General features: G+C 73.4%; 7 protein-coding genes. 4 read left to right on the top strand and 3 right to left on the bottom strand.

Features of this window, described 5'->3' with window-relative positions; genetic code table 11:
- The 3 genes from QMK28_RS33320 to rbsD form a co-directional block, all read left to right on the top strand.
- Nucleotides 1-962: D-ribose ABC transporter substrate-binding protein (locus QMK28_RS33320; protein ID WP_326443431.1), on the top strand; the 962-nt coding region annotated here is incomplete at its 5' end.
- Between the two features lie 165 nt (nt 963-1,127).
- On the top strand, nt 1,128-2,036 hold the full coding sequence (locus QMK28_RS33315; protein ID WP_326443430.1) for a ribokinase: 909 nt from the start codon (nt 1,128-1,130) through the stop codon (nt 2,034-2,036).
- A complete protein-coding gene (gene rbsD / locus QMK28_RS33310) occupies nt 2,033-2,485 on the top strand; it encodes a D-ribose pyranase (protein WP_326443429.1) in 453 nt (150 codons plus the stop codon). The genes QMK28_RS33315 and rbsD overlap by 4 nt, the downstream gene beginning before the upstream one ends.
- A 278-nt stretch (nt 2,486-2,763) precedes the next feature.
- Here rbsD and QMK28_RS33305 read toward each other — a convergent pair whose 3' ends face one another.
- From QMK28_RS33305 to QMK28_RS33295, 3 genes are all read right to left on the bottom strand, one after another.
- The gene (locus QMK28_RS33305) at nt 2,764-3,585 is read right to left on the bottom strand and encodes a sugar phosphate isomerase/epimerase family protein (protein WP_326443433.1); all 822 of its coding nucleotides are present in this window, start codon (nt 3,583-3,585) and stop codon (nt 2,764-2,766) included.
- Nucleotides 3,586-3,665: 80 nt separating this feature from the next.
- Complete coding sequence (locus QMK28_RS33300) at nt 3,666-4,778, bottom strand: dihydrodipicolinate synthase family protein (protein WP_326443432.1); 1,113 nt, start codon at nt 4,776-4,778, stop codon at nt 3,666-3,668.
- A 290-nt stretch (nt 4,779-5,068) separates the two neighbouring features.
- Nucleotides 5,069-6,226, bottom strand: a complete 1,158-nt coding sequence (locus QMK28_RS33295) for a Gfo/Idh/MocA family protein (RefSeq protein WP_326443428.1) — start codon at nt 6,224-6,226, stop codon at nt 5,069-5,071.
- 91 nt (nt 6,227-6,317) lie between these two features.
- On the opposite strand from QMK28_RS33295, the gene QMK28_RS33290 reads away from it, so the two are divergent.
- A partial coding sequence (locus QMK28_RS33290; RefSeq protein WP_326443427.1) for a LacI family DNA-binding transcriptional regulator occupies nt 6,318-6,983 on the top strand: 666 nt, incomplete at its 3' end.

Here is a 6,983-nt window from a genome sequence, read left to right as displayed (position 1 = left end):
ATCTCTACTGCAAGGAAGCAGCCATGAGTTCGAAGAAGATCACGATCGCCGCGGCCGCCGTGGCGGCGCTCGCTCTCACCGCCACCGCCTGCAACTCCGGTTCTTCCGGCGGCGGCTCCGGTGACACCAAGATCGGGTTGTCCGTCTCGACCCTGAACAACCCGTTCTTCGTGCAGCTCAAGGCGGGGGCCGCGGCCGAGGCGAAGGCCCAAGGGGTCGACCTCACCGTCACCGACGCCCAGAACGACGCCTCCCAGCAGGCGAACCAGCTCCAGAACTTCACCAGCCAGCTCGTCGACGCGATGATCGTCAACCCGGTGGACTCGGACGCCGCGAGCCCGTCGGTGAAGGCCGCCAACAAGGCCGACATCCCGGTGATCGCCGCCGACCGCGGCGTCAACAAGGCCGAGGTCGCCGCCACCGTCGCCTCGGACAACGTCGCCGGCGGCAAGCTCGCGGCGAAGACGCTGGCCGACAAGCTCGGCGGCAAGGGCAGCATCGTCATCCTCCAGGGCACCGCGGGTACTTCGGCGTCCCGCGAGCGCGGCAAGGGCTTCGAGGAGGGCCTCAAGGCCTTCCCCGGCATCAAGGTCGCGGCGAGGCAGCCGGCCGACTTCGACCGCACCAAGGGCCTGGACGTGATGACCAATCTGTCGCAGTCCCACTCGGGCATCGACGGCGTCTTCGCGGAGAACGACGAGATGGCGCTCGGCGCGGCCAAGTCGCTGGGCGGCAAGGCGGGCAAGTCCGTCCAGGTCGTCGGCTTCGACGGCACGCCGGACGGCCTGAAGGCGGTCGAGAGCGGCTCGCTGTACGCGTCGGTGGCCCAGCAGCCCGAGGAATTGGGCAAGCTCGCGGTGCGGAACGCGGTCAAGGCCGCCAAGGGCAAGAAGGTCCCGGGCACGGTGAAGGTGCCGGTGAAGATCGTCACCAAGAAGAACGTGGCCGACTTCTCCTCCTGACGGCCTGACAGCCCGCACCCCGAACGGCTGACGCCCGCTCCGGAGCGTTGACGTTTTGAACGGCAGAGGCCTTCGGAGCGTTATCCCCAGTGAACGGCTGACGCTTCCGAACGGCGGACGCTCAGGCGGTCCGCCGCCCTCGCCCCGGAAAGAAGGAACAACAGGATGCACGTCTACGACCTGCTGGTCGTAGGGTCGGCCAACGCCGACCTGGTGATCGGCGTCGACCGCCGCCCGGCGGCCGGAGAGACCGTGCTCGGCTCCGACCTGGCCACCCACCCGGGCGGCAAAGGCGGCAACCAAGCGGTCGCCGCCGCCCGGCTGGGCGCGCGTACGGCCCTGCTCGCGCGGGTCGGCGACGACGCCCACGGCCAGCTGCTGCTGGGCTCCCACCGCGCGGCGGGTGTGGACACCGTCGGCGTCCTCGTCGGCGGCGCGCCCACCGGCGTCGCCCTGATCACGGTCGACCCGTCGGGAGACAACAGCATCGTGGTCTCCCCCGGCGCCAACGCCCTGCTCACCCCTGGGGACGTGCTGGCCGCCGGGTCGCTGCTGGCCGCCTCGCGGGTGGTCTCGCTCCAGCTCGAAATCCCGCTGGAGACGGTCGCCGCGGTCGTACGGACCGTCGGCCCCGACACCCGGGTGGTGCTCAACCCCTCGCCGCCCGCCGCGCTGCCCGACGACGTACTGGCCGCCTGCGACCCGCTGGTCGTCAACGAACACGAGGCCCGCTTCCTGCTCGGCGACCACCCGGCGGCCCGGGCCGACGCCCCCGAGGTCTGGGCCTCCGCGCTGCTCTCCCGCGGCCCGCGCTCGGTGGTGGTGACGCTGGGCGGCGAAGGCGCCGTCGTCGCCGACCGGCATTCCACGGTCCGGGTGCCGAGCGTCCCGGTCGAGGCCGTGGACACCACGGGCGCGGGCGACGCCTTCACCGGCGCGCTCGGCTGGCGGCTGGGCGTCGGCGACGACCTGGAAACGGCCGTCCGGTTCGCCGTACGGGTGGGCGCGTCCGCAGTCACCCGTGCCGGAGCCCAGGCGTCCTTCCCGACGGCCGAAGAGGTGGCCGCGCTGTGAAGAAGGCCGGAATCCTCAACCGCCATCTCGCCGGCGCGCTCGCCGTGCTCGGCCACACCGACACGGTCATGGTCTGCGACGCGGGCCTGCCGATACCCGACGGCCCCGGCGGCCCGATAGTCGTCGACCTCGCCTTCCGCGCCGGGGTGCCGACCTTCGCCGAGGTGCTCGCGGGCCTGCTCGACGAGTTGGTCGTGGAGGGCGCGATGGCCGCGTGCGAGATCCGGGACCACAACCCGGCGGCGACGGCGCTGCTCGACGGGTACTTCCCGGGACGGTCGCGGGGCCCGGACGCCGGCCCGGCCGACGGCCCGCCTCACGGCCCGGCCCTGGAGCTGATCCCGCACGAGGAGCTCAAGTCACTCACCCGCGCGGCCCGGCTGGTGGTCCGCACCGGCGAGGCCAAGCCGTACGCGAATGTGCTGCTGCGCTGCGGCGTGCCGTTCTGATCAAGCGCTGAGCAGCGCCTCAACAGCGCCGGCGCGTCCCGGGACATATTTCGAGGGGGCCTGGTCCGTCGACCAGGCCCCCTCGTTTCCCCCCCAAATCAGCTTCCCCGAATCCCCCCAGATCCCTCCCCAGGAAGCCTGATGCCCTATACGACCCACGTAAGCGCCGAAGGGTTGCACGGTATCCGGTAGTTATTAATCCGTAACCTGGAGTGGCCGCTTCCGGCCCTTCGCCGGGCGGGCCGCACCCCGCCTCACCTCACCCCACCGCCCCCGCCTCACAGCACATGCTCGCGATAGCGCGCCGCGACCTCCGCCAGCACCTCCGCCCCGTCCCTCGCCCAGAGTCGCGGGTTGAAGATCTCGACCTCGATCGGCCCGGTGTACCCGGCCGCGTCCAGTTGCTCGCGGAACCAGCGCAGATCGACGCTCCCGTCCCCGAGCTGGCCGCGTCCGAGCAGCGCGCCCTCCGGCAGCGGGGTCACCCAGTCGGCGAGTTGGAAGGCCGCGATCCGTCCACCCGCTCCCGCCCGTGCGATCTGCGCCGCCACCGTCTCGTCCCACCACAGGTGGTAGGTGTCCACGACCACGCCGACCTGTTCGGCCGGGAAGCGCTCCGCGAGGTCCAGTGCCTGGTTGAGGGTGGAGACCACGCAGCGGTCGGCGGCGTACATCGGGTGCAGCGGCTCGATCGCCAGCCGCACCCCGCGCTCGGCGGCGTACGGGCCCAGTTCGGCCAGTGCGTCCGCGACCCGCTCGCGCGCGCCGGACAGGTCCTTGCTGCCGGGCGGCAGACCGCCCGAGACGAGGACCAGGGTGTCTGTGCCGAGGGCCGCTGCCTCCTCGACGGCCAGCCGGTTGTCGGCCAGCGCCGTCTTCCGCTCGGCCGGGTCGGCGGCGGTGAAGAAACCGCCCCGGCAGAGGCTGGTCACCATCAGCCCCGCGTCCCGCAGCAGCAGGGCCGCGCGCCCCACCCCGTACTCCTGGACCGGCGCCCGCCAGAGGCCGACGCCCGGCACCCCCGCCTTGGCGCAGCCCTCGGCCAACTCGGGCAGGGACCACTGCCTGACGGTCTCCTGGTTGAGGCTGAGCCGGCTCAGCCTGCTCGCCGCACCACGCCCACCGGCCGCACCACGCCGGGCCCGCCCACCGATCACACCGCTCACACCGCTCCGGTCGTTCACTGCTCCACCCCGTACACCCCGAGCAGCCCCTTCATCCGCGCCTCGGCCCGCCCGGGGTCCGGGAACAGGCCGAGCCCGTCGGCGAGTTCGTACGCCCGCGCCAGGTGCGGCAGCGAGCGCGCCGACTGGAGGCCGCCGAGCATCGTGAAGTGCCGCTGGTGGCCGGCCAGCCAGGCGAGCAGGACGACGCCGGTCTTGTAGAAGCGGGTCGGGGCCGCGAAGAGGTGGCGGGACAGCTCGACGGTCGGGTCGAGGACCGCCCGGAAGCCCGCCGTGTCGCCGGTGTCCAGCACCCGTACGGCCTCGGCCGCGAGCGGGCCCAGCGGGTCGAAGACCCCGAGCAGGGCGTGGCTGTAGCCGTGTTCGTCGCCCGCGATCAGCTCCGGGTAGTTGAAGTCGTCGCCGGTGTAGCAGCGCACTCCGTCCGGGAGCCGCCGGCGCAGCGCGATCTCGCGCCCGGCGTCCAGCAGCGAGACCTTGACGCCGCCGACCTTGTCCGGGTGGGCGGCGACGACGTCGAGGAAGGCGCCGGTCGCGGTGTCGAGGTCGTCGCTGCCCCAGTAGCCGGCGAGGGCGGGGTCGAACATGGGGCCCAGCCAGTGCAGCACCACCGGCCGGCCGGCTTGGCGCAGCAGCCGTCCGTAGACCTCCAGGTAGTCGTCCGGGCCCTTGGCCAGGGCCGCCAGGGCCCGGGAGGCCATCAGGACAGCCTGCGCGCCGGTGGCCTCCACGAGCGCGAGCTGTTCCTCGTACGCGGCCGTCACCTCGGCCAGGGTCGCGGCGGGGGCGGTGAGTTGGTCGGTGCCGACGCCGCAGGCGATCCGGCCGCCGACGGCCTTCGCCTCGGCGGCGGAGCGGCGGATCAGTTCGGCCGCGCCCGGCCAGTCGAGGCCCATGCCGCGCTGGGCGGTGTCCATCGCCTCGGCGACGCCCAGCCCGTGGGACCAGAGGTGGCGGCGGAAGGCGAGGGTGGCGTCCCAGTCGATGGCGGCGGGGCCGTCCGGGGTGGTGTCGGCGAGCGGGTCGGCGACGACGTGCGCGGCGGCGAAGACCGTACGGGAGACGAGCGGCGCGCCCCCGCCGGCACCGGCGCGCCAGCCCTCTCGCACGCCCCCGTCGGCTCGGGCTGCGCCTCCGCGCGCGGCGCTCTCGCGCGCGCCCCTTCCGACCTCCGCCGCGCTCCCGCGTACGGCACTCTCGCGCGCGCCCGCACCGGAGCTCCCGTCGCTGCCCGCGCCCTGCCCCGCGCCCCTGCCGGGCTCCTGCGCGCCTCTACCGGCCCCGCGCACGGCACTTCCCCGCACGCCCCCACCGCCCCCGCTCGCGCCCCGGTTCCCGGCCGGCCCGGAGCGCGGTTCGTACGCCCGCAGCGCGCCGTCCGCGCCGGGCAGCCGGATCGTCACAGCGTCAGCTCCGGGACGGTCATCCGGCGGCCCTCCGCCGACGAGGCGAGGCCCAGCTCCGCGAGCTGCACGCCGCGCGCGCCCGCGAACAGGTCCCAGCGCCAGGGCTCGTCGAGCACCACATGGCGCAGGAAGAGCTCCCACTGCGCCTTGAAGCCGTTCTCGCCGTCGAAGCCGTCGTTGTCCGGCACCGGCTGCCACTGCTCGCGGAACGGCTCGGTGGCCGGGAGGTCGGGGTTCCAGAGCGGCCTGGGGGTGGCCGAGCGGTGCTGGACGCGGCAGTCGCGCAGCCCGGCGAGGGCGGAGCCCTCCGTGCCGTCCACCTGGAACTCGACCAGTTCGTCCCGGTGCACCCGGACCGCCCAGGAGGAGTTGATCTGGGCGACGATTCCGCCGTCCAGCTGGAAGATGCCGTACGCCGCGTCCTCAGCGGTCGCCTCGTACGGCTTGCCCCGCTCGTCCCAGCGGCGCGGGATGTGCGTCGTGACGTGCGCCTGCACCGTCCTCACCGCGCCGAACAGCTCGCGCAGGACGTACTCCCAGTGCGGGAACATGTCGGAGACGATGCCGCCGCCCTCGGCCGCCCGGTAGTTCCAGGAGGGGCGCTGGGCGGGCTGCCAGTCGCCCTCGAAGACCCAGTAGCCGAACTCCCCGCGCACCGACAGGATCTCGCCGAAGAAGCCGCCGTCGATGAGCCGCTTGAGCTTGCGCAGGCCCGGCAGAAAGAGCTTGTCCTGCACGACGCCGTGCTTGACGCCGGCCGCACGGGCCAGCCCGGCCAGCTCCAGCGCCCCGTCGAGCCCGGTCGCCGTCGGCTTCTCGCAGTAGACATGCTTCCCCGCCGCGATGGCCTTGCGGACGCCGCTCTCCCGGGCGGAGGTGACCTGGGCGTCGAAGTAGACGTCGACGGACGGGTCGGCGAGCACCGCGTCGAGGTCGGTGGACCACCGGGACAGTCCGTGCCGCTCGGCCAGTTCGCCGAGCGCGTGCTCGCGGCGGCCGACGAGGACTGGTTCCGGCCAGATCGTGTCGCCGTCACCGAGGTCGAGACCGCCCTGTTCGCGGATGGCGAGGATGGAACGGACCAGGTGCTGGCGGTAGCCCATCCGGCCGGTCACCCCGTTCATGGCGATTCCCACGGTCCGTCGCGGCATATGCCCCTCCCGCTCAGCAAGCGCTTTCTATCAGGACAGAAGCTAACCTGCGACCAGCACCGACGACAAGGGCCACGACGCGGAGGAAGCGATGACAGTCACGTTGGCCGATGTGGCGGCGCTGGCGCGGGTATCGGCTGCGACCGTATCGCGCGTCCTCAACAGCGACTACCCGGTCTCCGAGAGCACCAGGGCGCGGGTGCTGCGCGCCGTCGAGGACCTGGAGTACGTGGTCAACGGACCGGCGAGCGCGCTCGCCGCCGCCACCTCGGATCTGGTCGGCGTGCTGGTCAACGACATAGCCGACCCCTTCTTCGGCATCCTGGCCGGGGCCGTCCAGTCCGCGATGAGCGACGGCGGCGGCACCGGCGGATCCGGCGGAGGGAACAGCGGCGGCGGCAACGGCCGCCACGGCAGCGAGAAGCTCGCCGTGGTCTGCAACACCGGCGGCTCCCCCGAGCGCGAGCTCATGTACCTCACGCTGCTCCAGCGGCAGCGCGCCGCCGCGGTCGTGCTGACCGGCGGCGCGGCGGAGGACACCGAGCACGCCGCCGCCATGGCCGCGAAGCTGTCCCGGCTCGCCGCCTCCGGCACCCGCATCGTGCTCTGCGGCCGGCCACCGCTGCCGGGCACGCTCACCCTCGCCTTCGACAACCGGGGCGGCGCGCAGCGGCTGACCGAGCATCTGCTCACCCTCGGCCACCGCCGGATCGGCTATGTCGCGGGCCCGGCCGAACGGTCCACCACCCCGCACCCG

It is taken from the genome of Streptomyces sp. H27-D2 (assembly GCF_035828615.1).
GTDB lineage: Bacteria > Actinomycetota > Actinomycetes > Streptomycetales > Streptomycetaceae > Streptomyces.
The sequence above is the reverse complement of the archived record's forward strand: the minus strand, read 5'-3'. Positions and strand labels throughout refer to the sequence as shown.